This is a genomic window from Flavobacterium frigidum (assembly GCF_048286735.1).
GTDB lineage: Bacteria > Bacteroidota > Bacteroidia > Flavobacteriales > Flavobacteriaceae > Flavobacterium.
In genome coordinates this window covers 57,995-80,689 of the sequence record NZ_JBLVPU010000002.1, presented here as the reverse complement: position 1 = coordinate 80,689, position 22,695 = coordinate 57,995, and the positions used below count along the sequence as shown (strand labels likewise).

Annotated in this window: 20 protein-coding genes; all 20 read left to right on the top strand. The window is 33.5% G+C overall.

Translation table 11 applies throughout. The features are described 5' to 3' along the window. The 20 genes from ACNQGO_RS01855 (at position 1) to ACNQGO_RS01760 (ending at position 22,642) form a co-directional block, all read left to right on the top strand. Positions 1–903, top strand: a complete 903-nt coding sequence (locus ACNQGO_RS01855; protein WP_417983996.1) for a glycosyltransferase family 2 protein — start codon at positions 1–3, stop codon at positions 901–903. 7 nt (positions 904–910) lie between these two features. Next, complete coding sequence (locus ACNQGO_RS01850) at positions 911–1,822, top strand: glycosyltransferase (RefSeq protein WP_417983995.1); 912 nt, start codon at positions 911–913, stop codon at positions 1,820–1,822. Continuing rightward, positions 1,819–3,024, top strand: a complete 1,206-nt coding sequence (locus ACNQGO_RS01845; protein WP_309754926.1) for a glycosyltransferase family protein — start codon at positions 1,819–1,821, stop codon at positions 3,022–3,024. The genes ACNQGO_RS01850 and ACNQGO_RS01845 overlap by 4 nt, the downstream gene beginning before the upstream one ends. Continuing rightward, a complete protein-coding gene (locus tag ACNQGO_RS01840; RefSeq protein WP_417948090.1) occupies positions 3,021–3,935 on the top strand; it encodes a glycosyltransferase family 2 protein in 915 nt (304 codons plus the stop codon). The genes ACNQGO_RS01845 and ACNQGO_RS01840 overlap by 4 nt, the downstream gene beginning before the upstream one ends. Then, positions 3,919–4,566, top strand: a complete 648-nt coding sequence (locus tag ACNQGO_RS01835) for a methyltransferase domain-containing protein (RefSeq protein ID WP_417983994.1) — start codon at positions 3,919–3,921, stop codon at positions 4,564–4,566. Before ACNQGO_RS01840 ends, ACNQGO_RS01835 begins: the two co-directional genes overlap by 17 nt. 8 nt (positions 4,567–4,574) lie before the next feature. Next, the gene (locus ACNQGO_RS01830; protein ID WP_417947940.1) at positions 4,575–5,258 is read left to right on the top strand and encodes an acylneuraminate cytidylyltransferase family protein; all 684 of its coding nucleotides are present in this window, start codon (positions 4,575–4,577) and stop codon (positions 5,256–5,258) included. 60 nt (positions 5,259–5,318) lie between these two features. Then, on the top strand, positions 5,319–6,359 hold the full coding sequence (locus ACNQGO_RS01825; protein ID WP_417983993.1) for an N-acetylneuraminate synthase family protein: 1,041 nt from the start codon (positions 5,319–5,321) through the stop codon (positions 6,357–6,359). A gap of 569 nt (positions 6,360–6,928) precedes the next feature. After that, entirely contained in the window at positions 6,929–8,053 is a 1,125-nt protein-coding gene (gene neuC / locus ACNQGO_RS01820) for a UDP-N-acetylglucosamine 2-epimerase (protein WP_417983992.1), read from the top strand. Further along, the gene (locus ACNQGO_RS01815; RefSeq protein WP_417983991.1) at positions 8,011–8,865 is read left to right on the top strand and encodes a hypothetical protein; all 855 of its coding nucleotides are present in this window, start codon (positions 8,011–8,013) and stop codon (positions 8,863–8,865) included. The genes neuC and ACNQGO_RS01815 overlap by 43 nt, the downstream gene beginning before the upstream one ends. Beyond that, positions 8,862–10,253 carry a hypothetical protein gene (locus ACNQGO_RS01810; protein ID WP_417983990.1) on the top strand — a complete coding sequence of 464 codons (1,392 nt, stop codon included), beginning with the start codon at positions 8,862–8,864 and terminating at the stop codon, positions 10,251–10,253. The genes ACNQGO_RS01815 and ACNQGO_RS01810 overlap by 4 nt, the downstream gene beginning before the upstream one ends. Next, entirely contained in the window at positions 10,244–11,320 is a 1,077-nt protein-coding gene (locus tag ACNQGO_RS01805; RefSeq protein ID WP_417983989.1) for a glycosyltransferase family 4 protein, read from the top strand. Before ACNQGO_RS01810 ends, ACNQGO_RS01805 begins: the two co-directional genes overlap by 10 nt. A gap of 22 nt (positions 11,321–11,342) precedes the next feature. Beyond that, positions 11,343–12,776, top strand: a complete 1,434-nt coding sequence (locus ACNQGO_RS01800; protein ID WP_417983988.1) for an MBOAT family O-acyltransferase — start codon at positions 11,343–11,345, stop codon at positions 12,774–12,776. Then, a complete protein-coding gene (locus tag ACNQGO_RS01795; protein ID WP_417983987.1) occupies positions 12,776–13,669 on the top strand; it encodes a hypothetical protein in 894 nt (297 codons plus the stop codon). Before ACNQGO_RS01800 ends, ACNQGO_RS01795 begins: the two co-directional genes overlap by 1 nt. A gap of 74 nt (positions 13,670–13,743) precedes the next feature. Next, a complete protein-coding gene (locus ACNQGO_RS01790) occupies positions 13,744–14,904 on the top strand; it encodes a glycosyltransferase family 4 protein (RefSeq protein WP_417983986.1) in 1,161 nt (386 codons plus the stop codon). A 52-nt stretch (positions 14,905–14,956) separates the two neighbouring features. Beyond that, a complete protein-coding gene (locus ACNQGO_RS01785; RefSeq protein WP_417983985.1) occupies positions 14,957–16,501 on the top strand; it encodes a glycosyltransferase family 2 protein in 1,545 nt (514 codons plus the stop codon). Then, complete coding sequence (locus tag ACNQGO_RS01780; RefSeq protein WP_417983984.1) at positions 16,501–17,508, top strand: glycosyltransferase family 2 protein; 1,008 nt, start codon at positions 16,501–16,503, stop codon at positions 17,506–17,508. Before ACNQGO_RS01785 ends, ACNQGO_RS01780 begins: the two co-directional genes overlap by 1 nt. After that, positions 17,505–18,620: a glycosyltransferase family 4 protein gene (locus ACNQGO_RS01775; RefSeq protein ID WP_417983983.1), complete on the top strand. Its 1,116-nt coding sequence runs from the start codon at positions 17,505–17,507 to the stop codon at positions 18,618–18,620. Before ACNQGO_RS01780 ends, ACNQGO_RS01775 begins: the two co-directional genes overlap by 4 nt. Beyond that, complete coding sequence (locus tag ACNQGO_RS01770; protein ID WP_417983982.1) at positions 18,620–19,699, top strand: glycosyltransferase; 1,080 nt, start codon at positions 18,620–18,622, stop codon at positions 19,697–19,699. Before ACNQGO_RS01775 ends, ACNQGO_RS01770 begins: the two co-directional genes overlap by 1 nt. Before the next feature lie 3 nt (positions 19,700–19,702). Then, positions 19,703–21,046 carry an O-antigen ligase family protein gene (locus ACNQGO_RS01765; RefSeq protein WP_417971448.1) on the top strand — a complete coding sequence of 448 codons (1,344 nt, stop codon included), beginning with the start codon at positions 19,703–19,705 and terminating at the stop codon, positions 21,044–21,046. A gap of 201 nt (positions 21,047–21,247) precedes the next feature. After that, on the top strand, positions 21,248–22,642 hold the full coding sequence (locus tag ACNQGO_RS01760; protein ID WP_417971450.1) for an exopolysaccharide biosynthesis polyprenyl glycosylphosphotransferase: 1,395 nt from the start codon (positions 21,248–21,250) through the stop codon (positions 22,640–22,642). The last annotated feature ends 53 nt before the right edge of the window (positions 22,643–22,695 follow it).

Here is a 22,695-nt window from a genome sequence, read left to right as displayed (position 1 = left end):
ATGAAATCATTAGTTTCGGTTATCATCCCTTGCTACAATCAAGATCAATTTTTGGCAGAAACCTTGCAATCCGTTTTTGATCAAACGTATTCAAATTGGGAATGTATTATTGTAAATGATGGCAGTACAGATAACAGTGAATCAATTATACTTGATTGGGTACAAAGGGACAAAAGATTTCAGTATTGTAAAACCAAAAATTCGGGTGTTAGTGCAGCCAGAAACTATGGATTGCGAATAGCACAAGGAGAATACGTACAATTTCTTGATGCGGATGATTTACTAACAGCTGATAAATTAGCACTATCGCTTGATGCCGTACAAAAATATAAAGTTGGTATAGTTTGCTCCAATTATTTGGTTTTTTCTGCAAAAGTAACAGTTATTGAGCCACCTTTTTCAAATTTGGATCATTTCGAATTTAATTTTTATAATCTTGCGAGATATTGGAATGATGGCTTTACTGTTCCATGTCATTGTTGGTTTTTTACGGCCAGTCTGTTCGAAAACATGTCTTTTCCACTAGATTTAACAGCCCAAGAGGATTGGGCGATGTGGTTGTTAATTTTTCAACAGAAACCCAAAACATTTTATCTGCAGAAACCGTTGGCTTTGTACCGTTTGAATCCAAATGGAAGAATTCAAACGGGAGATTTTTTTGATGAAACGCTGCAAGCTATCCATTATTTAAAAGAATTTTTAAATGGAGATGATTTTCGGTTGTTGTATGAATCGGCTATTATCAGAAATAATATAGGCATGTTGTACTGGCGAAAACGAGAACAAAACTTAAAAAAATCCAATACCTATCAATTTGGTTTGTTGTGTAAAAAAATAATCAAAAAAATAGGGTTAATAACTGTGGCAAAAGCTGTGTTTGTGTCCCTGAATCCTTTAAAGTGATTAGCTCATGCTCGCAATAGTAATTCCATATTACAAACATTTTTTTTTTGATGCCACCTTAGCATCCTTGTCAATTCAAACCAATATGCATTTTAAAGTTTATATAGGTGATGATGCTAGTCTTGAAAATCCAAATGATTTATTAGAAAAATACAAAGGAAAGTTTGATTTTGAATATTGTAGGTTTCAGGGCAATCTTGGTGGAATCTCCTTAGTGCAGCAATGGGAGCGTTGCATTGCTATGACTGGTGATGAACAATGGATCATGATTTTAGGTGATGATGATGTCCTACAAGAAAATTGTGTAGCATCTTTTTATGCAAATTTAAGTGAAATAAATGCAAATGACTGTAAAGTAGTACGATTTGCAACACAAGTTATTAATCAAGATAACAAAATAATTTCAGATATTTTTTACCATCCAAAAATAGAAAATAGCGTAGAATTTGTAATGCGGAAATTAAAAGGTCATACAAGAAGCTCATTAAGCGAATATATTTTTGATAAAAACAAATTGATAACTACACAATTCAGAGATTTTCCACTTGCTTGGTACAGTGATTTATTAGGAGTTTTAGAATTTTCAGATTTTAAAAATATTTTCACAATAAATGAGACTTTAGTCTATTTTAGGTTAAGTGGTCAAAACATATCAAGTAAAAACGATAATCTTGTCAATAAAAATATCGCTACTTATGCATTTTATTATTACTTAATTGATAAAAAATCTCGTTACTTTGATGCTCTGCAAAAGCATTTTTTACTGCATAAACTTGAAAAAGTATTTTTAGACAACAAACGCAATGTCCATTTTTGGAAAACATTTACTAAGCTGTATTTTTCAAGAATTTATATAAAAAGATACTTTAATTTAATTTTAAAAATGGGTCAAATGGTTATTAAAAAATATACTTCGTGAAATTTTTGATAATAACACAAGACCTACGTGTATCAGGTACAAGTCAAGGTATAATAGAGCGTTCTTTTCTGGGTAAAATGAGAAGAGCTTATCCAGAATCTATAATTGATGTCTTATATTTAAGTGGACATTCCACAAATGATAATTTAGAAATCTTACCTGTTGATAATTTAAAGAGAAAAATTATTTCATCAAGAATTCCTTTTCATATAAAATGGATTAGTAGAATAACGTATAGATTTTTCAATGTTCTATATGCAGAAAATTATCTACATGAAAAATACGCCGTCGAAATTTCGCGAGTGGATCGTACAAAATACGATCATATAATGGTTAGAAGTGCTGGTCTTAATCATGAAGTTATATTAGCAATGCACAAACTTCCGATTCTTAAGCATAGTATTATTAATTTTCACGATCCTTACCCTAATTCTTGGTATTCTGGAAATCCCGACAAAATAACAAAGAGGGAACTTTTAAGGTTAAAGAAAATGATTGAAGTGGTTAATTTTGCTAAAGGATGTTGCGCTTCAGCATACTACATGGCTAAAGATTTACAATATCTCTATGCCTCAGATAAATTTTTTTACACTTTGCCTCATCAATTTGATAGTTCTGTTTTTGATTTATCTGATACAACTAAAGTAAGAGAAAAAAAACAAAGAATACAAATTTCCTATCATGGCGCTTTAATGTTTGGGAGAAATATATTGGTATTAGTAGAAGCTTTTAAACAATTGATTGACGAAGAAGTTTGGATAAAAGAGGATGTAGAATTTGTTTTAAGAGTTAAAGGCGAAGGACTAGATAAATTAAAAGAAATAGCTAATTCAATAGATAATATTGTCGTCTTAGATACACTAGACTTTTCTAATTCATCTAATGAACAAATTAACGAGAGCGATGTTACCGTAATTCTTGAAAACGGGCCGTACTATTCAAATATATTAGGAGGGAAAGTACCTTTTTTATTCGCATTGAATAAGCATGTGTTAATCTCTTCACCAAAAAGGAGTGAGTTAAAAAAAATATTTAAAGATTATAAGTATACTTATGATATGAATAATATTAAAGAGGCAAAAGAAAAATTGCGTGAGATTTTAACTTTGTCTGAAGTTTTAGTTCAAAACGAAATATCTTATTTCTCAGACGATTTTTTTAAACAATCCACAGATACTATTTTTAATACATCCCATTTTTGATAAAATTTTCTATTCACATTTCTACTAAGAATCGTCTGCATGATCTGGTTATTACTTTAAAAAGGATTAGTAGTTTGTTGGATAGAAAGGATGTAAAATGCATTGTTTATGATGATGGCTCAAACGATGATACTTATTTGTATATAAAAAGTAACTATCCTACTATTATACTTTTAAGAAATGAAGTTTCAAAAGGTTATATCTACTGCCGAAACAAAATGCTCAGTGAAACCAGTGCAAATTTTGCTATTTCTCTTGATGATGATGCACATTTTTTGACTGAAAATCCTTTAGAAATTATAGAAGACTATTTTTTGAAAAATGCCAACTGTGGTTTACTTGCTTTTAGAATTTTTTGGGGAAAAAACAAAACGGATTATCTAGAAACAGAGGAGAAACCTTTGCAAGTGAAAAGCTTTGTAGGATGTGGTCATGCATGGCGAATGGATTCTTGGAGAAAAATTCCTAATTATCCAGAATGGTTTGTATTTTATGGAGAAGAAGATTTTGCTTCCTACCATTTGTTTAAAAAAAATATAGAAATACAGTATCTTCCACAAGTTTTAGTACAACATAGAGTGGATAATATTTCTAGAAAAACCAATACAGATTACTGTAATAGATTAACAAGAAGTTTAAGTTCTGGATGGTACTTGTTTTTTATGTTTTATCCGTTGCAATGCATACCAAAATCCTTTTTGTATTCGATAGGAATGCAAATTAAAAATAAAGTTCTTAAAGGAGATTTTCGAGCTGCGCTTGCTATCAGCAAAGCTCTAGGGAATGTACTTTTAAATTTGCCGAAAATCATTCTTCAAAGCAATAGATTATCTTCTACCGAATATAAAAAGTATTTACAATTACCTAATGCAAAAATCTATTGGACTCCAAAAGATGAAAGAAAAAATTAAAATTTTTAATGATCGAGCAATTTTTGCAAATGAAATGCTTGATAAATATTATCAAACTTCTCCCAATACTATTATTAGTGATGTAGGATCTGGTTTTGGACACATGCAAAACAAAATTGAATCGCTTGGAGCAACTTGGCAACCTTTTGATTATGTTAGAAAAATTGACAAAGCCATAATTTGGGATTTAAACAAATCGTGCCCAATTGAAGCTAAAAATGCAGGAGCAGTCGTTTTTTTAGAGGTTTTAGAACACTTAGGAAATCCGCAATTAGGGTTGCAAAATATAACTAATCATATGGAAGTAGGAGGAATTTTAATTTTAACTACTCCAAATCCTAGCTCAAGCCAAAACACTGTCAACTTGTTTTTAAAAGGAAGACTTTTTTCCTTTCAAGAAAAACACCTCGTTGAGCATCATGTTTTTACTCCTTGGGAGCATATCGTTCGCTTTTTTCTTGAAGAATGTGGATTTGAAATTTTAGAGTATGCTTGTATAGATATATCTAATTCAAAAAATAGAAAATCTAATTTGAAAGATATGTTTAAAAGAAAAATAGAAACATTTCTCGAAAAAAGAAACCCAAAAACAATAGGAATGAGTTATGGTATGGTTGCAATAAAAAAATAATTTTGAAAATGAAAAGTAAAACCATTGCCATAATTCCGGCTCGTGGCGGATCAAAAAGATTGCCTAATAAAAATAGGCTCTTGCTCGGCGATTATCCGTTATTGGTTCATAGTATTTTATATGCGCAAGCCAATATCGACATCATTGATGCGGTTTATGTATCAACTGATGATTCTACAATCAAAGCAATTGCTTTAGCTTTTGGAGCCCAAGTGATTGATCGGCCAGCCTTACTTTCTGGAGATTTAGAACCAACCCTTACTATTTTGCAACACGTACTGCAATCTATTCATGAGGGAGTTGAAAATGTAATAGTATTGCAACCCACTAATCCGTTGCGCCCACCAAATTTGTTAAACGAGTGCTTTGAGAAATTCCAAAACGAAAAAGTCGATAGTTTGTTTACCGTTACTCAAAACCAGCAGAAATTTGGAGAAATTAAATCTGGGATCTTTATTCCGTTCAATTACGAAATAGGTCAACGCAGCCAAGATCTAAAGCCGCTTTATTTTGAGAATGGCTTGCTTTATATCACAAAAGCTACACTGATTTTGGACAATAATATCATCTCAGAAAAAGCTTTTCCATACCTTGTAAATCATATTTTTGCCCAAGTTGATATTGACACACAAGAGGATTTCGATTACGCTGAATATTTAATAAAAAAAGTGTCTCGACAGGACTTGGCATGATAAATCTTAAATGATTATCACCTCGAGTCAAGTCGAGCGATATAACTCCTAACTGGTATTATGAATCCATATATAGAAATTTCTGGTAGAAAAATAGGGCAAGATTTCTCCCCTTTAGTTATTGCCGAAATAGGGATTAACCATGAAGGTTCATTGCAAATTGCTAAACTAATGGTCGATGCAGCAAAACGTGCAGGAGTAGAAATTGTGAAACACCAAACGCATATCGTTGCGGATGAAATGAGTGGTGCGGCAAAAAAAGTAATTCCAGGTAATGCAAGCGTATCTATTTATGAAATTATGGAACGCTGTTCATTGAATGAAAGTGACGAGTTGGAATTGAAAAATTATGTTGAAAGCAAGGGAATGATTTTCATATCAACGCCCTTCTCACGTGCTGCAGCCGAAAGGTTGAAAAAAATGAATCTTCCAGCCTACAAAATAGGTTCTGGTGAGTGCAATAATTACCCACTTTTGGAGCACATTGCTACTTTTGGCAAACCGATTATTCTAAGCACTGGAATGAATACTATTGAAAGTGTTCAAAAAGCGCTTGCTATTTTTGACAAACATAATATACCAGTAGCACTTTTACATACGACTAATTTATATCCCACACCCATTCATTTGGTGCGTTATGGTGCTATGACGCAAATGCACGAAGCTTTTCCTGACAAGGTTTTTGGACTTTCTGATCATACCTTAAACAACAATGCGTGTTTGGGAGCAGTTGCTTTAGGTGCGAGCATTTTAGAACGTCATTTTACAGATCATATGCAACGTACAGGACCAGATATTGTATGTAGTATGGATGAAAAAACGGCCTCTGAATTAATAGTTTCTTCCAATGAGATTTGGCAAATGCGCGGCGGGACTAAGGAACCAGCTTTAGAAGAACAGGTAACGATAGACTTTGCTTTTGCAACGGTTTGTACTATTGCTACAATAAAGAAAGGGGAAGTACTGACCCAAGAAAATATTTGGGTAAAACGTCCAGGAACAGGAAAAATTTTAGCAGAACATTTTAATGAAGTATTGGGAAAAATTGCAAGACGCGATATTGAGAATGACGAACAGTTAGACTTTTCTGATTTTGAATAAAAAACACACCCCCAACCCCTCTCAAGAGGGGAGCGAGGACCGTAAATAGAGAAAGATTTTTAATTGATAAAACTGTTGAGAACTTAAAGAACAATAGAAGCAATATTTGAATTCTCCTCTTGAGAGTGTCTTGAAGTGTGTAATTGATCAAGTTTTCCTAAAGTAAAGTCGTTGACAAATAGAATAACAATAGTAGTAATATTCGAATTTCCCTCTTGAGAGGGGCTAGAAGTGTGTGATTAAACAAGTTTTCCTAAATCAAACCTGTTGACAAATAGTATATCAAAAGTAGCAATAGTTGAATTCCCCTCTTGAGAGCGGCTAGAAGTTTGTAATTAAACAAGTTTTCCTAAATCAAACCTGTTGACAAATGAAATAAAAATAGTAGCAATATTCGAATACCCCTCTTGAGAGGGGCTAGGGGTGTGTTATTTGGAACATATACTTTCAAAAGTTTATTTATGGAAATATATAATAAACAGTTCTGAATAGAAAAAAATCTCAATCACACAATATTAAATCGAGTACAGTCGAGATTGGCTGTGATTCAATAAGATTAAAATTTTAAAATGAAAAAAGTAGTTTTCTTAACTGGAACAAGAGCTGATTTTGGTAAAATAAAATCACTCATTTCGATACTAGATAACGATCCAGAATTTGAAGTATTTGTTTTTGTTACAGGCATGCATTTGCAAGCATTATATGGACTTACGCTGATTGAAATTGAACGATGTGATTTTAAGAACGTGCATACGTTTGAAAATAGTACTCACGAAACCACCATGGATTTGACTTTGGCTAAAACCATCGAAGGATTGTCTAGCTATTGCAAAAAGGTAAATCCTGATCTAATTGTAGTTCATGGAGATCGAGTAGAAACTTTGGCAGGCGCGATTGTGGGTTCACTCAACAATATTCTAGTCGCTCATATAGAAGGTGGTGAATTGTCGGGAACAGTAGACGAGCTAATTCGGCATAGTGTTTCTAAACTCAGTCACATTCATTTTGTTTCAAACGATGACGCTGCAAGGCGCTTAAAACAAATGGGAGAAATGGAATCTTCAATACATACTATTGGCTCTCCCGATATTGATATTATGTTTTCCGGAGACTTACCAAATATTGAAGACGTAAAAAAATATTACGAAATTCCTTTTGAGAATTTCGCTATTGTAATGTTTCATCCTGTGACAACCGAAGCTACTGCCATGAAAGCCTACGTTCAAAATTTTGTAGCAGCTTTACAAGTCGATATCCGTAATTATATCGTTATTTATCCCAACAACGATTTAGGAAGCCAATGTATAATTGATGAATATCAAAAATTGAAAGGCAATGTTAGATTTCGTATTATTCCATCCCTTCGATTTGAATATTTTTTAACCTTATTAAAAAATGCACAATTTATTATCGGGAACAGTAGTGCCGGAATCCGGGAAGCACCGTATTACGGAATTCCGATTATAAACATTGGCACGCGCCAACAAAATCGAGTGCTAAATTCAGATATTATAAATATAGATTATGACGCAAACACTATTAAACAAGCTTTAGAAAGTGTGGTTTTACATAAAGTTAGTACTGATACAGGCCATTTTGGAGCAGGAAATAGTGCTCAATTATTTGTAAAAACCCTTCAAAAGAGCAGTTTTTGGCAGATCAATCATCAAAAACAGTTCAAAGACAATTTTTAATATTTAAGGATTTGGATACTTCTTCAATAGCACTATTAACTACTGTTGCAAATTTTGATTTGTATGCTAAAACTATATCGTTTTTTCCAAAAGGAATCCCGCACTATATAATTGATGGGACCAACGGAATGCATGGAATTCATAGCCTCAAATACATGATGAAAAGGCTGAAAGGCAAAGGAATTGAGTGGCTAATAATGTCAGATGAGGATGTGATTTTTTATAATCCGAATTCGGTTTTTGATATTATCAACGAAATGAAAGCAAATCAAATCACAGTTTGTGGTGTTAGAGACGGGGGAAGTATTGCCCATCGAAATAAAAATCCATTTGTTATAAACACTTTTTTTTCAATACTACATTTCAAAGAAATTGAAGCCATTTGGAATACAAAGGAAATGCTCAAAAATCAGTTTTATATTCCTAATGAATTTCATGATGACTTAACTAGATTACCATTTGATTATGATATCACTAGTCTTTACGAACCTTATTACTGCTTTTATTTCTGGCTGAGAAGAAAAGGGAAACAATTTCTTTTTTTAGAGGCTGTAATGGATTCAGATGGAATTTCAAACAAAGTAGTTTTCAATAATCAAGAAATCTTATGTCATACTTGGTATGCTAGAAGCTACGGAGAAAATGAAAAGCACACCAAAAGAATCAATTGTGTCATAGAAAAAATGCAGATCGTAGCAATTCCAAAAAACTCATTGTCAATTCAAACAAAGCTTTACAAAAAAAGTACTTTTGCACTAGAGCAGCTCGTGCTAAAATTTTACGAGAAAATCTATAGAAAATTGACCAAATGAAAAAACTTGGAGTTGTAATTACTGATGGAGTAGGGTTCCGGAATTTTATATTGAGCGATTTTTTGGCAGAAGCCGAGAAATTATTCGATGAGGTAGTCATACTCTCTTGTTTGCCAGACCACATCTATAGAGGCTTTGTTACGCAATCAAGAATTATTGAACTGGATGTTTTTGAAGAAAGGTTCAAAACATGGTTTTTTCGAAAAGCCAAAGATATAGCGCATTTGCAATTGTATAAAAATAATAATTTTGGAATTCAAGATAGTTTAAGAGTCAACACGACCGCATCTAAATCACCGAGAGGCTATGCAACCCGTTTTATTTTTAAACTTACCGCCTTTCTGCATTCTGAAAAATGGATTCAACGCTTTAATTTTTGCCAACAAAAATCATTTAAAAGTAATTCGATAACTACTCAATATAAAACAATTTTAGAAAACGAGAATTTTGATTTATTGTTTTTTACACACCAGCGACCGCCTTATATTGCCCCTTTGGTTTTTCAGGCAGCACAATTAAAAGTGAAGACCGCTACATTTATTTTTTCTTGGGATAATTTGGCTTCCAAAGGAAGAATGGCAGCCAATTTTGATTATTATTTGGTTTGGAGTGATTTAATGAAAACCGAATTGCAACAGTTTTACACCTCGGTTAAAAAAGAAGACATTCAGGTAGTTGGAACGCCACAATTTGAACCTTATGTGTTAGAAAGGTACCAAGTAACTAAAGCAGAATTTGTAGAGAAGTTTAATTTAGATGATACTTTGAAAACCATTTGTTTTAGTTGTGGGGATATTTCAACGAGTAAAAATGATGAATTGTATATTGAAACCATTGCGGATGCGATTGTCGCCAAAAAAATTAGAAATATAAATTTTATGGTGCGAACATCACCAGCTGAGGATCCGATACGTTTTACTGACTATGTAGCACGATATCCTTTTATAAAATGGAATTATCCCAAATGGAATTTATCGCGTCAAGGGCACCAAGAAGCGTGGTCACAACGCATACCGACTATTGAAGACATCAAAGATTTGAGAAGCTTACTGGAATTTTCTGACTTGAATATCAATATGTTGTCTACAATGAGTTTGGATTTTATTCAATTTGATAAGCCAGTAATTAATATTGTTTTTGGTTCTGCTACAAACGGATTGTACGATGACCAACGATTTTTAAACTACGCCCATATTGTAAATGTGGTGCGCAGCAACGCTACTAAAATTGTAAAGACTCAAGACGAACTGGTCAATGCCATACAAGTATACCTAGAAAATCCACACTTAGATTCTGTAAATCGAAAAAAATTATTACAGTTACAAGTGAGTAAACCAGTTTCTAAAACTGGAAACCGAATTGCAGCAACACTATTAAAATGGGTGTAAATAAAAAAATAGCAATCCTATGCAATTATGAATTGCTCTCAGAACGAGTAGGCGGAATGGATTATTTTTTTTGGCAATTTGACGTTAAGTGTAAGCAGAATAATATAGAAGTAAATTGGTTCTTTCCCAATCGATCTGAGCATGGCGAATATGGAAATTTGACAATTTTTGACAGTAATAATCAAAATCTGGAGTCTTTTTTTCTTGATTTTTGTTTTCAAAATAATCCAAGCTATACTCATGTGATTACTCATTTTGTAGAACTATGCACGCCTATTTTTAAAAAAATAAAGCGACTATCTAATGCAAAAGTTATTGCAGTTGATCATAATCCTAGACCTATCAGCGGATATTCAGTAAAAAAGAAAATAGAAAAAAGATTAAAAGGAATACTCTTTTCAAGATACATTGATTTGTTTGTTGGCGTTTCTCAATATACGGTAAATGCATTAGTACATGATTTTGGGAATCACTTACAACATAAGATAAAAACCATTTACAACGGCGTTGTTATTGAAGACATAAAAGTAAGAACGCAAAGAAATTTTACAAACGCTACGTTTTTAGTAGCGTCACACTTAAGAGAGTCAAAAGGGATTCAAGATTTAATCGAGGCTGTTGCACGTTTACCTGTTGCTATAAAATCTAAATTGGTAATCGATATTTATGGTGACGGTCCTTATAAAGTTGCCCTCTTCGATAAAATAAGGGACAAACAATTGGAGGTTAATTTTATTTTTAAAGGTAGTGTTTCGAACTTAAAAGAACTTTATTGTCATTATGATTATATGTTGCAGCCCACACACATGGAGTGTTTTAGCTTGTCTATTCTGGAGAGTTTGGCGGCAAATGTTCCCGTAATTACAACTAATGTTGGCGGTAACCAGGAAGTGATAACAAACAATAAAAATGGTTTTATTACTGCTGCAAAAGATATTTCGGCGCTACAACATGTAATTAAAAAAGTATATTTGGGCGATTTTAAAATCACTCAAAACACCAGAGTATTAGTTGAAACTCGTTTTTCATTAGATTCGATGGTGGATAATTACTTTAAATTAATTTAGCACAGCCCTACAATACGATATTATGTTCTTCAACTCTCTTTCTTTTGCTCTTTTTTTGCCACTTGTATTTGTATTATACTGGTTTGTTTTCAATAAAACCAAAAGCAGTCAAAATGCTATTTTAATACTTGCGAGTTATTACTTCTACTCTTGCTGGGACTGGCGGTTCTTATTCTTGCTGGTTTTTTCCACTTTTTTAGATTACTATACTGGAATCCAAATTGAGAAAGCTAAATCTGAAAATAGTAGGAAATTTTGGTTTTGGTTGAGTATTAGTATGAACCTTGGTTTTTTGGGAATTTTTAAATATTACAACTTTTTTGCAGATTCTTTTTCTCAACTTTTGAATGGTTTTGGACTGCAAACGAGTCCGCTACTATTAAATGTTGTTCTCCCTGTTGGTATTTCTTTCTATACTTTTCATGGCCTCTCTTACGTAATTGACATTTATTTAAAAAGAATAAAAGCCGAATATAACTTTGTCGATTATTCGTTGTTTGTTAGTTATTTCCCTTTGCTAGTAGCAGGTCCTATAGAACGAGCGACCCACTTGTTGCCTCAAGTAAAAGTAAAACGCAGTTTTAATTATCAAAAAGCAAAAGAAGGAATCTACCAATTTATTTGGGGTTTATTAAAAAAAGTAGTCATTGCAGATACATGCGCTACCTATGCCAATGCTATTTTTGATCATTATGAATCTATGAATTCGCTTTCTCTGATTTTGGGAGCCGTGTATTTTGCTTTCCAGATTTATGGTGATTTTTCAGGGTACTCGGATATGGCATTGGGAATGTCAAAGCTTTTTGGAATTGATTTGTTGCGAAATTTTAATTATCCATACTTCTCTAGAGATATTGCTGAATTCTGGCGCAAGTGGCATATTTCATTGTCGTCCTGGTTTCGGGATTATGTGTACATTCCTTTGGGCGGAAGCAGTGGAGGCATTGGCATGAAAATAAGGAATACGTTTATTATTTTTTTGGTTAGTGGTTTTTGGCACGGTGCTAATTGGACCTTTATCGCTTGGGGTTTTATCAATGCGCTCTATTTTTTGCCGTTGTTACTTTTGAATAAAAACCGATCCAACATGGAAACCGTTTCATTGCAGTGGCATTTAAGTTCGGTTCGAGTGTTTTTAAACATTTTAAGCACATTTGCACTGACTTGTTTAGCATGGATATTTTTTAGAGCAAAATCAATTGGAGATGCTTTTGATTACATTAAACGAATGTTTTTAGATCTTAGCTTTGATTCGCAATATCTGGAGAACGAACGTTATAATTATGAATTGCTATTGCTGATTTTGGCTTTTGTACTGGTGGAGTGGAACAGCAGAACCCAAATTGAACCTATTTCAGGAAGGTATTCGTGGCTGAAATTAACATTTTGTCTGGCGGCAATTGTAGCATTAGGAACCTATTCTGATTATAAAGAATTTATATATTTCCAGTTTTAATGAAAAATTTCTTATTATTCTCTTTAAAAATAGTAGTCTTAACTGTAGTAACTACTTTTGTTTTAGACTTTTTATATACCACTGTGTATTTGCAATCTTCCTCGAGAGGAAAAATTGAACACGTATACAACTCCACTGCAAAGAATTATGATGTTGTTATTCTTGGCTCATCCCGCGCGAACAATCATTTCGTAGCACCTATGTTTGAAAAAAACGGTTTGAAAACTTTTAATTACGGAATGAGCGGAGGTCATTTATTCGAAGCATCTTTAATTTTAAAATTAATGATTGAGAGAAAATATAAAATTCAAAACGTGATTATTGAAACAGATCTCAATTTGTCTAATGAAAAAAGAGCAGACGGCATTTCATCTAAGTTTTTACCTTACATTCATAATTCAAATGTAATAGAGAAACATTTTAGTCAGGAAAAGGATTTTTCAAAGTTGTTTTATATTCCTTTTTACCGGTACATTGTTTTCGATGCTCAAATTGGTTTTCGAGAAATGTTTTTCAATTTTATACATAAAAAAACCTCACATCTTCAAAATTTGGGATATTATCCTTTGGTAAACAAAAAAGGAAATATGAAAAATGATATCAGCGCTTTAAAACCCATACGAAATAAATATTACCAAGAAATAAAGAAAATTTGTAAAGCAAACAACATCAATTTAATTGCTGTTATGACGCCAATGTGCGCCAATACAAAGGGGTTGGATTATTTTGAAAAAGTGAATAAAATGTATCCTGAAATCCATAATTATGAAAACGCAGTAGAAGGCGACCAGTATTTCTCTTCTTGTGGGCATATGAATGATGCAGGAGCAAGATTGTTTACGATGAGAATTATTAAGGATTTTTTCAAAAAAAATAACCATATACTACTTTAAAAAAAATACGAAGCATCACTTCAAGTGTATTACCCCTGAAACCAAAAATCGTTACTCAAAAATCAAAAAATTGGATGAAAATAGCTTTTCTAACGCCTGAATATCCACATGCTTTTACTGGCAGTTCTGGCGGACTGGGAACGAGTATCAAAAACTTAGCAGTCGGACTATTGGCAGTTGGTTGTACTGTTCGCGTTTTGGTATATGGTCAAAAGAAAGATAGCATTTTTGATGATGCCGGTATTTGCATTCAACAGATAAAAAATGTAAAATTTAAAGGGTTATCGTGGTATCTCACCAGAAAAAAACTCCAGCGGATTATTGATGCGCTATACCAAAAAAAGGAAATCGATTTGGTAGAAGCGCCCGATTGGACAGGAATCACCTCGTTTATACGTCCAAAAAAATGTTCTATTGTACTAAAATTGAACGGATCAGATGCTTATTTTTGTCATTTAGACCAGCGTCCTGTAAAATGGGTTAATAAATTTCATGAAAAGCGAGCGCTTAATACTGCTGACGCTTTGCTCTCTGTAAGTCAGTTTACTGCTGACACCACCAACACCGTGTTTCATTTAGATAAAAAATTTTCCGTCATTCCAAATTGTATTGATACGAACGTCTTTAGCAATGATGTTGATAGTAGTAGTAATGATAATTCTATCTTGTATTTTGGGAGTTTAATTCGAAAAAAAGGATTGTTGGAGTTGCCATTGATTTTTAATGAAGTCATTCGAAAAAGTCCAGATACCAAATTGATTTTAGTAGGTAAAGATGTCCGAGATATTGCATCGGGCAATGTGTCTACTTGGAAAATGATGCAGCAATTGTTTACACCTGAGGCAATTGCAAATGTTACTTATTTAGGAGTTGTTCCTTACCAAGAAATAAAAAGACACATTATTGAAACAACGGTATGTGTGTTTCCAACATTTGCAGAAGCTTTGCCTGTTTCCTGGATCGAAGCAATGGCTATGGAAAAAGCAATTGTCGCTTCCAATATTGGCTGGGCTAGTGAAGTAATTGATGATGGGGTCAATGGATATTTGGTTCATCCAACGCAGCATAAAGCGTATGCTAATCGCATTGTAACTTTGCTTGAAAGTCCTGATTTGCGAAATCAATTTGGTTTATCAGCCCGTAAAAGTGTAATTGAAAAATTCAGTACAACAACAGTAGCGCAACAAAGTGTATTATTTTACCATACTGTACTAACCACTAAATTAAATCAGTAGTAGCAATATTGCTTATGTATATCCTGTCTTGCATCCAAAAAAATATAAGTTTATGAAAATCGATCTTAAACAGTACCAGACAAAATCAGGAGAGATACTGTTGTACTGTGGAGCTCCCGATTTTGAAAAATTAGAAGTTTTAGTACTCGAATCGGGAGATATTTGGCATAGTAGTTTTGAACAAGGTTACAAAAATGCGTTTTCAGAATTGGTATATCAAACGGCAGTTTTTTTCTGGTATTTAAATGATTTTGATGGTTTGGACCAATGTGTGAGTTGGCGAATTAATCCACACGCATTTGTAATTCGGAAATCAGTTTGGGATACCTTAAATGGATTTGATGAAGAGTATCAAAATAAGCAACTAATGGCGCTCGATTTTGGGTATAATGCCTTGCGAAATGGAGGTGCAGTTCCGTTATATGTTAAAGGTTTGTTTGTGCTATCAACTCATGAAAAAATTAAAATAACTGCCGCAGACCGGTACATTTTTTTTAGAAAAAATTTTAAAATAGAACATTCTTTTTACATGTTGTACCGTCAAGGTTTTTGGAGAATAGAAGAATGGAAAGGGGTATTGTATGCGATAAAAAATCATCAAAAAAGAACGATAGGCCCGAGAATTATACCAAGAAAATTGAATCCAATTCATGGTAAACCAACGGTTAGTTATATTATTCCAACCATGATGCGGCAGGATTTCACATTGAATTTATTGAGTGATTTGAAGAACCAATCTTATCTGCCAACGCAAGTAATTGTTGTAGACGCAACACCAATCGACCAACTTAATTTCAGTTTGTACAATCCTGATAACTATCCTTTTGATGTACAGTTTCAGCATCAAAATACGCAGGGAAGTTGTCGCGCCCGTAATGAAGCAATAGCTTTGTGTAAAGGGGATTATATTGTTTTCGGGGATGATGATATTCGTATTCCGCCAGATTTTATAGAGAATCATATTCGCTTGTTGCAAACCTATAATGCTGGTGCTTGCAACGGCTTGGATATCCGAGCGGATAATCAGACTCAAAATTTAGAGGATTTACAAAAAAAGATATTGGATTATGAATCCAAAAGATGGATAGTTGGCGCAACACAGATGTTCAGCAATGCCAATTCCTGTGTAAAAAGAACTTTTGTCAATCAATTAATAGGAAACGATATTAATTTTGACGGAGGTTACGGAGAGGATAGTGATTTTGGGATGTCCTTATCGCAAATTGGAGTTGTAGTTTTGCACAATCCTTTTTCTGTAAACTTGCATCTCAAACCAGCAATAGGCGGTTATCGTTTTTGGGGAAACCAAGCAAAGATTAGTGGAAAAGTAAGAAAAAAACAACCTTGGGAACTGGATGTACCTGTAAGTGGCATACGTCCAGTACCAAGTCCAACGGTTTTGTATGGGATACTTAAACATTATACCGTAAAACAAGTTTTAGAATACAAAAAAAAGTATTTTTTTCTGTATCTTTTTAAAGGCTCTAAAATTTCATTCATATGGCGTTTAATCCGAATGCCTTATAAAAATAGGCAATTTGCCAAATCCCTATTTTATGCAAGAAAATTGTTAATACTAGGAAAAAGAACTAAGTAATGATAAATTTCTCATTAATTGTATGCACGTATATGCGTCCACAGCCCTTGCTTACTTTATTGCAATCGGTTGCAAAACAGACGTTTTATCCCAATCAAATTTTAATTATAGATGGTTCAACTGACGAAGCGACACAAAAAGTAATTGCAGAAAGTACTTTTGAGAATTTGCAGTACTATAAAGTACCGCCAGAAACACGCGGACTCACCAAACAAAGGAACTATGGTATCGCAAGAGTAAATGTTGATGCTGAGGTAATTTGTTTTCTGGACGACGATACCGTTTTAGAATGGGATTATTTTGAACAATTATTAAAAACATACGAAATCCATCCCGAAGCTTTGGGTGCAGGTGGTTATATTGTTAATGAGTCTAAAACCGAATTTGTAGGTATAGATTATCAGCCAAAAGTAACGGAATATTATTTTGATGGATGGACTAGAAGCGATGGAAGCCGTTTTGTTTTAAGAAAGAAATTGGGATTAGACAGTGATTGTCCGCCGGGCTATTCCTCATTATATTCACATGGTAGAAGTGTGGGTTTCCTGCCTCCAAGTGGTAAAATTTATGAAGTAGAGCTGTTGATGGGAGGAGTTTCTTCGTATCGAAAAGAGGTATTTAAAAATCAACAATTTTCAAACTATTTTGAAGGTTATGGTTTGTATGAAGATGCTGATTTTGCTTTGAGAGTTGCAAAAATGGGAAAACTATATTTGAATACAGCAGCACAATTGCACCATTATCATGATGTTCAGGGAAGACCCAATCAATACCAATACGGAAAAATGGTGGTGCGAAATGGTTGGTATGTTTGGCGAGTTAAAAATCCAAATCCTGCATGGAGAGACTGGTTCAAGTGGCATGCCATTACGCTTTTATTAACAGGCATCAGATTTGGTAATGCACTAACAACACCTACAAAAAAACAAGCTTTTACGGAGGCTGTGGGACGAACTGTAGGTTGGTGGAGTTTGTGGTTCAATAAACCAAAAATAAAACCGTTATGAAGTTTGTACTCTTCACACATGTTCCGCACCATCAAGTTGACAACTTGTACTTTGCGTATTCTCCTTATGTGACCGAAATGAATATTTGGGCAAAAAATGTGGATGAATTTCTAGTTGTTGCTCCTTTAGTATGTAAAGAGGTAACGGTTATTGATGCTTCCTATAGCCATCAAAACATGCAGTTTATTTCGGTTCCAAGTTTTGATTTATTATCTGTAAAAGCTATTCTGCGTACTTTTTTTAAACTTCCTGTTTTGTTTTGGACCCTATACAAAGCCATGCGAGTTGCAGATCATATTCATTTGCGTTGCCCTGGTAATGTTGGGTTGATGGGTTGCTTGGTTCAAATTCTTTTTCCTAAAACACCTAAGTCCGCTAAATACGCTGGTAATTGGGATCCTAAATCCAAACAACCTTGGTCGTACCAATTGCAACAATGGATTTTAAGCAATACTTTCTTAACCAGAAATATGAAAGTTTTAGTGTATGGAGTTTGGGATGGTCAGTCCCAAAATATTTATCCTTTTTTTACGGCGAGCTATTCTGAGATAGACAAAGTGCGATTAGTTCCAAAAAAATCACAAACACCGATTGATTTTGTGTTTGTTGGAGTTTTAGTCAAAGGAAAGAATCCTTTATACGCCATTAAAATGATAGAGAGTATACATCTCAAAGGTCATCCGGTGCGTTTGCGTATTTATGGAGAAGGTATTGAACGAAAACTACTCGAAAATTATATCGAAACAAAGCAGCTAGACTCAGTAGTTTTTTTAAATGGAAATCAAAATAGAGAAATAATTCAAAGAGCGTATCAAGAAAGTCATTTTGTGATTTTGCCATCCGCTAGCGAAGGCTGGCCCAAAGCTATTGCAGAAGGTATGTTTTGGGGATGTGTTCCTATTTCAACTCAAGTTTCTTGTATTCCTTTTATGCTAGACTTTGGAAATCGGGGGTTACTACTGACTATGGATTTAGCAAATGATTCTTTACAAATGGAAAAAATCATAAAAAATCAACCTCTTTATGACAGCATGCAAAATCAAGCAGTAAGTTGGTCCCAAAAATATACTACAGAGCTTTTTGAATCAGAAATACTAAAGATTTTAAAATAATGCGCGTTGTTCAAATTATAGATTCACTTGAGGCAGGAGGAGCAGAACGAATGGCAGTAAATTATGCTAATGCGTTGGCTAATGAAATTGATTTTTCGGCACTCGTGGTAACTCGAAAGGAAGGTAATTTGCGAAATCAGATCAACAATAATGTTCCGTATTTGTTTCTAAATAAAAGCAGTACGTTGGATAGTATTGCGTTACTCCAATTACGAAAATTCATTTTAAAAAATAATATTGAAATTATTCACGCACATGGTACCTCATTTTTCTTTGCGTTTTTGTTGAAGTTAGTTTTGCCATCTATAAAATTGGTTTGGCATGATCATTTAGGGGTACGAGAAAAGCAGAGTAAAATGCAAAATCTTGCGCTTCTACTTACTTCTGTCACATTTTCTGCCATTTTCGTCGTAAACCCAAAAATGAAAGAATGGGCTCTAAGTAATTTATTTACTAAAAAGGTATTTTTTATTCCCAATTTTGTTGAGGTTGCAAATGTGAATCTGGAGTCAACTATTTTGAAAGGACAGGTGGGAAAACGAATTGTATGTATAGCAAATTTAAAAAAGCCTAAAAATCATATGGCGTTACTTTGTGCCTTTCATCAATTACAATTGTATGAATTAGGATGGAGTTTGCACTTTGTAGGCAAGGATTTTCAGGATGATTATTCAACTGCTTTGAAAGAGTATGTTAACAATTTTGATTTGAATACTAGTGTTTTTATCTATGATGCTCAAGATGACATTCAGCATATTTTATCTCAAGCAACTATTGGAATACTGGCCTCAACAGCTGAGGGATTTCCTTTAGTTTTACTCGAATATGGATTAGCGCAACTGGCAGTTTTATCTACTAATGTCGGCTATTGTTCGATTCTTATTAAGCCAAATTTTAGTGGTTTGCTTTTCAATCCGAATGATATTCAAGAGCTTCAAAATCAATTAAAAATATTGATAAGTAATTCGGATTTTCGAAATCATATTGCTGTAAATTTGAGGCTTGAAGTGATTGAAAACTATTCGAGAGAAAAAATTATTCAAGCAGTAGTACAAAAGTATGCGGCAATTCTAGTGTAAAAAATGAAAAAAGAAGACCAATCCTATCTCTATTTAATTTTGTTCCATGTCCTTATTGGAGCATTGGCTTTCTATGTACCCTTGACTTCAAAAATATTTGGATACGGTATTTTTATTTTTGGGGCATACTACATTATTAAAAAACAAAATAGAAATAATGAAGCACTAATTGCAGCGGCTTATGTTGTAGGGAGTGAAGTTTTTTTGAGAATGACCGATGGCAATCCTTTGTATGAGATTTCTAAGTATGGGGTTATTGTTTTTATTTTTATAGGAATGTATTATAATGGTTTTGCGAAAGGGGCTGCCCCCTATTGGATTTTTCTTCTGTTATTAATTCCAAGTGTAATTATTTCAACATTTACTTTGAATTTTGATACGAATATTAGAAAGGCGATAGCATTCAATATTTCAGGTCCAGTTTGTTTGGGTTTAGCCTCTTTATACACTTTTAGACGTAAGATGGCACTAGAACAAATTAATACGATTTTGTTAAGTATGGGACTGCCTATTGTTTCTTGTATGGTGTATTTAACGTTGTACACTCCTAATATTCGCGATGTGATCACTAGTACACAGTCTAGTTTTGAAACTTCAGGTGGTTACGGGCCCAACCAAGTGGCTACTATTTTAGGATTGGGAATGTTTATTTTTTTTTCGAGAATCATCTTAGACTCAAAAACAAAATTCCAAACCATTCTTAACCTGATACTAGTTTTAAATATCACGTATCGGGGGATGGTTACGTTTTCTAGAGGAGGTATGATTACGGGTTTTTTGATGATTATTTTGTTGTTGGCTTTTTTATATTTTAAATCTAATTTTAGTGGCAGGGTCAAACTCAACTACATTATTGTTTTTATGATTATCGGTATAATTGCTACTTGGACCTATACGTCTTATCAAACGGGCGGACTTATTGACAAACGATACGCCAATCAAGATGCCGCAGGAAGGGCTAAAGAGAGTCAATTTACAGGAAGGGAAGATGTTGCTCAAAACGAGATTGTCAGCTTCTTGAAAAACCCAATTTTTGGGGTAGGAGTGGGCAAAGGAGCCGAAATTAGAGAGGACGAAACAGGAGTTAAAGTCTTGTCTCATGATGAAATTACGCGCATGCTGGCCGAACACGGAACGCTTGGAATCTTAGGATTATTGATTTTATTTTTCACCCCTTTAGTATTGTACTTAGAGAACAAGTTTAATATGTTTTTGTTGTGTTTTGTTGCTTTTTGGTTTTTGACTATTAATCATGCCGCCATGCGAACCGCAGCGCCTGCTTTTGTTTATTCCTTATCACTATTAAATATCCAGTTGGGATTTCCTCGCAAAAAGGGAGACGATTGATAGTGGTACACACAAATTTTATCATAAATCTTTAACTTTTTAATGCTTCTTTTGTAAAACTACTTTTCAAGTTTGGACTTCAAAATTGACAGATAATAAACAAAATTGCCAATTATTTAAAAAATTGTTAAAAACAGTAACATTTCTTAAATTTATTTAAAATCAAAAGCGTTAAATTGCAATTGTAAAGCTATATAAACTATGTTTTTAGATCACAAAATACATTTTGAAATATCAGAGCGAAAGATGATCCTTCGAGTTTTCGATGTGTTTTTTGTTTTTGTTTTTTTAATTTTAATTGGAAATTATTTTGATGTAGATTATTTAGTTCGAGTTACAAATACTTGGTATTGGATGGTATTTCTTGGTGTCTACCTTAATTTTTTTGGTACTATTTTCGAAATGTATAATCTTCAGGTTGCCAGCAATCAGTTTCAAGTTTTCAAGAGTTTAATCCTTACGGCATCAACAACTGTTTTTGTGTATTTATTAACACCGATTTATTCTCCCGAACTTCCTTCGAATAGAATTCAGATTGTTTTATTTTATCTGGTTGTTTTTTTTGCTCTATTGATGTGGCGCATGTTTTATGTTTCGTTTTTAGCTTCTAATCGTTTTTTTCAAAATGCAGTTTTAATTTGTGATACCGAGCAGGTTGAAGAATTGATTTCAGGATTAGAGAACATTGATCCTCACTACAAAATAATAGCATTCGTAAATATCGATAGTGCCGAAGACGCCACAGCAGATTATCCTTATTGTAAAAATATAAAAAGAGATTACTTATTCTCTTTTGTGAAACAAAACAACATATCCGAAGTAGTGATCGCGTCCCAAAAAACGGCGGGAATGACTCCTGATTTGTATCAGCAATTACTTCGTTTATTAGAATCAAGCATCATCATTAGAGAATATACTCAGGTATATGAAAGCAAAACGCAACGCATTCCGGTACAGTATATGTCTCGGGATTTTTATCGTTTCTTTCCTTTTAGCCGAAGCAACCAAAACAAACTCTACCTCATAAATGTTCGGCTTTTTGAAATTTTAATTTCATTGTTAGGTGCAGGTATTGGTATTATAGTTACTCCATTTGTAGTTATAGGAAATACAATAGGAAATCGCGGGAAGTTGTTCTATACCCAAGAACGTGTGGGAAAAGATGGCGTAATTTTCGAAATTTTTAAATTTAGGACTATGGTTAGCAATGCCGAAACGAATGGTGCCGTTTTTACAACTACAAATGATGATCGAGTGACGATATTTGGTAAATTTTTAAGAAAAACTAGAATTGATGAATTTCCTCAATTTATAAATATTTTAAAAGGCGATATGGCAGTGATTGGTCCCCGACCTGAGCGTCCTTTTTTTGTTAAAGAAATTGCTAAAATTATGCCTTTTTATGAAACACGGCATATTATAAAACCAGGTCTCACAGGATGGGCACAAGTGAATTATTCGTATGGTGCCACTATAGATGAGAGTTTGATAAAATTACAATACGACTTGTATTATATAAAACACCGAAGTATTTTTCTGGATTTAAGCATTGCATTCAAAACAATTACAACTGTTTTATTTTACAGAGGACAGTAATTCAAATTCTTAAATTATTATTTCAAATTCTGATTGTGCCTTTGCTTTTTGTA

Coding starts and splice junctions, on each gene's coding strand:
- ACNQGO_RS01790 (WP_417983986.1), top strand. CDS start 13,744: ATGAAAATAGCTTTTCTAACGCCTGAATATCCACATGCTTTTACTGGC.
- ACNQGO_RS01785 (WP_417983985.1), top strand. CDS start 14,957: ATGAAAATCGATCTTAAACAGTACCAGACAAAATCAGGAGAGATACTG.
- ACNQGO_RS01780 (WP_417983984.1), top strand. CDS start 16,501: ATGATAAATTTCTCATTAATTGTATGCACGTATATGCGTCCACAGCCC.
- ACNQGO_RS01855 (WP_417983996.1), top strand. CDS start 1: ATGAAATCATTAGTTTCGGTTATCATCCCTTGCTACAATCAAGATCAA.
- ACNQGO_RS01795 (WP_417983987.1), top strand. CDS start 12,776: ATGAAAAATTTCTTATTATTCTCTTTAAAAATAGTAGTCTTAACTGTA.
- ACNQGO_RS01810 (WP_417983990.1), top strand. CDS start 8,862: ATGAAAAAACTTGGAGTTGTAATTACTGATGGAGTAGGGTTCCGGAAT.
- ACNQGO_RS01805 (WP_417983989.1), top strand. CDS start 10,244: ATGGGTGTAAATAAAAAAATAGCAATCCTATGCAATTATGAATTGCTC.
- ACNQGO_RS01850 (WP_417983995.1), top strand. CDS start 911: ATGCTCGCAATAGTAATTCCATATTACAAACATTTTTTTTTTGATGCC.
- ACNQGO_RS01800 (WP_417983988.1), top strand. CDS start 11,343: ATGTTCTTCAACTCTCTTTCTTTTGCTCTTTTTTTGCCACTTGTATTT.
- ACNQGO_RS01835 (WP_417983994.1), top strand. CDS start 3,919: ATGAAAGAAAAAATTAAAATTTTTAATGATCGAGCAATTTTTGCAAAT.
- neuC (WP_417983992.1), top strand. CDS start 6,929: ATGAAAAAAGTAGTTTTCTTAACTGGAACAAGAGCTGATTTTGGTAAA.
- ACNQGO_RS01775 (WP_417983983.1), top strand. CDS start 17,505: ATGAAGTTTGTACTCTTCACACATGTTCCGCACCATCAAGTTGACAAC.
- ACNQGO_RS01760 (WP_417971450.1), top strand. CDS start 21,248: ATGTTTTTAGATCACAAAATACATTTTGAAATATCAGAGCGAAAGATG.
- ACNQGO_RS01825 (WP_417983993.1), top strand. CDS start 5,319: ATGAATCCATATATAGAAATTTCTGGTAGAAAAATAGGGCAAGATTTC.
- ACNQGO_RS01765 (WP_417971448.1), top strand. CDS start 19,703: ATGAAAAAAGAAGACCAATCCTATCTCTATTTAATTTTGTTCCATGTC.
- ACNQGO_RS01830 (WP_417947940.1), top strand. CDS start 4,575: ATGAAAAGTAAAACCATTGCCATAATTCCGGCTCGTGGCGGATCAAAA.
- ACNQGO_RS01770 (WP_417983982.1), top strand. CDS start 18,620: ATGCGCGTTGTTCAAATTATAGATTCACTTGAGGCAGGAGGAGCAGAA.